Annotated in this window: 3 protein-coding genes and 1 pseudogene; all 4 read right to left on the reverse strand. The window is 47.5% G+C overall.

Annotation, left to right across the window (positions count from 1 at the left end):
• A pseudogene (locus Xbed_RS20025) lies at nucleotides 1–506 on the reverse strand (hypothetical protein); the annotation flags it as partial.
• Between the two features lie 41 nt (nucleotides 507–547).
• Nucleotides 548–1,162 carry a hypothetical protein gene (locus tag Xbed_RS18105; RefSeq protein ID WP_086114231.1) on the reverse strand — a complete coding sequence of 205 codons (615 nt, stop codon included), beginning with the start codon at nucleotides 1,160–1,162 and terminating at the stop codon, nucleotides 548–550.
• Nucleotide 1,163: 1 nt separating this feature from the next.
• On the reverse strand, nucleotides 1,164–1,517 hold the full coding sequence (locus Xbed_RS18110) for a hypothetical protein (protein WP_244182552.1): 354 nt from the start codon (nucleotides 1,515–1,517) through the stop codon (nucleotides 1,164–1,166).
• Between the two features lie 5 nt (nucleotides 1,518–1,522).
• The coding region (locus Xbed_RS18115) for a TipJ family phage tail tip protein (RefSeq protein WP_086114233.1) at nucleotides 1,523–3,877 on the reverse strand (2,355 nt) is incomplete at its 5' end.

Raw genomic sequence — 3,877 nt, forward strand, 5'->3', positions numbered from 1 at the left:
AAACCAAGGTTTTTCACAAACTCTTGTCTATCGGGAATATCCGCGCCGTTCCTTGATTTTTCGAGGCGGTTGTCAACTGACTGGGTTAATCCTGCGATTTGCTCATTCATCGCCTTAATCGATTGCAGCGATACTTGCTGTCCATTCGGCAATGTCACGTTAACCACGCCATTCTCACTCATCCATCTGTCCATATTCTGGAGGAAGTTGGTAACGCGGCTGTTAATCGCTACCATATGTCGGACGCCATCACTAGGCGAATCAGGAAGGGTAATCTGAATCTGGTAGCTCACGTTATTCAGGGTGACAGCAGCCGCGTCTGCCAGTACCAGTTCGGTATCGGAGTTCACCGCCTGAATCATGTGGAGTAGATTGCTGTTGCCGGACTGGATTAAGATAATCTGACCCGGTGCAATGCCGTTGATGTTGTCTTTAAATCGTGTGCCGGTTCCACGGACAATAGCCGAGCCGGACACAGTGTTAATTGTGCCTTGTGAATAGTACATGGTGTGTTCCTGAGAAGAAGAAAAAGAAGTGTTAGAAAAGGTCAGCCTTCAATGGCAGTGAGATCAACAATGAAGCCCTGCATCAGAGGTGGTGGACCGCTCCATGTGCCGGGATCTTCTAACCCGCCTCCCTGGTAGGCATATTCATATGAATAAACTATCTCAATTCTGCCGTCACTGTATTTGGCCTCGAATGATTCAGCGTAAACATCAAATTCCCACCAATCATCATAATAAGGTGGGTTACTCAGGCCATCGATAAATTGCTTGTGCTTGTAATGGCTTCGGTGCTGATCCTTAATTATCATGTAACCGTAACGTCGCCCGGCCTCTCCCGTATAAACAAAGGGGGTGTTTTTGTTATTGGGGACATCGACATAAAACGGCTTCACAAACGACAGGAGTTTCATGGAAGAAGAGAACATCAGTTCCCCTTTCTCGCTGTAAACCTCCAGCCCACTATTGCCATACACCCCCAGCTCATGTATGGGTGCAAAGAAATATTTGCCGCCTGCCCCGTACACTTCCGCAAAATTATAGTATGGTTGCTGGAGGTTACTTTCCCCGTCCGCCGCTTTTCTTAAAAACCCCAAGGCGGGTGATTTATCCGATATCTGGACAAATCCATTATCTGTATAAAATTCAATACCTAACATATTATATAGCCCAAATTGTTACGCGATTGACCATCTCATCCCAGCCGCCACCTTGTCCGCCGCCCCATCCCTTGTTCTCCCATCGCCATTCATCGTAATCTACGTAATAGTTAAATGCGCTACCGGACGCGCTGAACCGGGTAAACTCATTGCTGAGTTTGTATGTGCTGACCCCCAGTTTATTACTCATGAACAAAAAGAAACGGGCAGTGACATTCCCGCCCTCAGTCAAGCCCGGAAGGTGCAAACTTCCCTCTTTTTTGAGGGGAATTACATGCGTCCCCAGAAAGCGCGGAATGATGTTATTGGTGGTGATAATTAATCGCCCCTTCTCATCGTAAGTCTCTAATCCCATTCCCATTACCAGAACCCCATTCTAATTCGTAACCTGCCGTTTCTGTCAAAGAGCTGCTTGAGGTTATTAGTTTCAACCCAATACCCCCCTGAACCCTGCCCGTAACTGGTCATTTCCCCCGTTCTCATATTCAGCCTGAATCCTGTTCTCCGATTTGGGTCAAAGTTGCTGGACTGGAGGGTGTCAGCTATCTTCGCGCTGGTAATCGTGGCATTACCAAGAAAGGCTTCTCTGATAAACAACTGACCATTCTTGGCCGCCATGAACGGCTCCATCTTTTCATTGGCTGGGTTAAACCAGACGAAGTTATTGGCATTGAATCCAATCGAGGTGTAAACCTGACCATTTTTCACCTCTGCCCCAATCACCATCCCGGCTTTATAGAATTGATCTTTGTACTTCACCCCGGCACCAATGTCATAAATGGCATAGCCGTTACCCTTGATATCAAAGACTGCCGTGGCTTTCTCGCTAATGACGGCAGATTGCTTGTCAAGTTGAACCTGCGTGCGACGCTCACTGCCTGCCAGAGCCTCATTCATTTTCGCAACGGCTTTCTGGCTTTCCTGAACACTGGCTGCCTTAGCCTCTGCAATCTCCGCTTCCACGCGGGTATGCTTTTCTGCCCAAGCAGACTGGGAATCCGCAAACACCCGGTCAAGCCGCTTAATTTCTGCCTTGTTCTCACCGTCGCGCGCCATCATGTTGATGGCATTTTCCTGTGTGGCGACCGCGTTGATAAGGTCAGCTTCGGACAAATAATCCAGTTGATCCTGAATGCGCTTTCCGGCTTCGGCGGTGAGGAACTTATTCCCCAACTCGTCTAAGATTTCCTTTGCGTTATCATTGGCTTCACCTACCGCCTCAACAAAATGCGACTTTCCAAATTCGTTTATACTGCGAACATAGAACCAGTATGGCGTACCTGCTTTTAGCTGCCCCTTTATCCAGAATTTAGCAATGCCGAGAAAATCGGCCTTTGCCTCAATTTCGTTGATATTGGCGATCTGTTTATCAGAAAACCAGAACTCAAATTGGGTATCCAGCGTCTTTGGAGCGCTGATATGAGGAATGGCTTTTAACTCAAAAAATCCGGGTTCAATATTGATAGCAGAAGGTGCAGCAGGCGCACCAATGACCATTTGAACCTTGGACTCATCACCCAACATTCCACCGTCATCGCGGGCGCGAACGCCAATCATGTAGATACCTGCATCCAGACCGTTAAAGTAATATTCAAGCTCTTTGGTGTTTCCTCTCGATACCACTTTATTGTCACGGTATACCGCTATATCAAAGGTAATATTGCGGTTAATGGTTGTTGTCGCCCACATTGCACGGGCTTGTATCTGCGTACTATCCTGAATATAAGCAACGCTCAAGCGCTCAATATTTGGTAATCTGATAACGTTTTGAGTGGGTGGAGCACCTTTAAAATCGACGCCATGATCAACAATCGCTTCTTTCTGTGGTTCATGCTGAATGCAGGTGAAATTGTAATTACCTGTTTTATTGTCCTCAGTAATGCCCATCACCCTGAATAAACGAGTGACAAGAGATTTTTTGGATATCGAAAATATGCCCCATTGCCGTAACCCATGAGGCACATCGTTTAATGTGATGGTATCGCCCTTGGCAGAATTAATATCAACCCTGACAAATTTACCCTCGCTGCCCATGTAAGAGAAATAACCCGATTCACCACTGGCGAATTCCACCGGAGCATCAAGATGAACCTTTTTGCCCGAAAATGACATAACCCGCCCACCAATGCGGGCAGCAGCAAAAAAGTTATCCGCAATTTCAACAATATCACCCGGTATGCAGTTGATCCCCTCCTTGCCTGTACTGAATGTCACTGATTCAGTCTCGAGCTTTTCAGTTTCAATCATCCATCTGCCAACGCGGTGAGCCTGTCCACGGCTGGTACAGCCAAATGCCGTAATCTTTTTGACATTGAGACCCAAGCGAGCCGCAAGCGCATCATCCTGAATAAGTTCCCGTTCATTTTTCCAGCCGTTGTCCGGGTTAATCCACGTCACCTCAATTGCAGTGTGTCGCGCTTTCTTTGCCGCAGAGCTGTAGTTAAACTTACCCTCAACCACGTTGGCATTGGTGAATGTCCATACCGGATCGGAGGGTCTGTCCTGAAACGCGGTTAATTGCAAGCCATTCCAGACCTGCATACCACGAAAAACGGAGGCCAAATCATCCAATACATCCCGCGCCTTGCGCTGAGTGGCTATATACGCATTGCAGGTGAAACGTGGCTCCATTCCGCCAAAACCATCAGGCACCATCTGATCGCAATACTGGGCAATCGCATACAGGGCGAATTTTTCACAGCCAAATGAACCCAT

Source organism: Xenorhabdus beddingii, assembly GCF_002127545.1.
GTDB lineage: Bacteria > Pseudomonadota > Gammaproteobacteria > Enterobacterales > Enterobacteriaceae > Xenorhabdus > Xenorhabdus beddingii.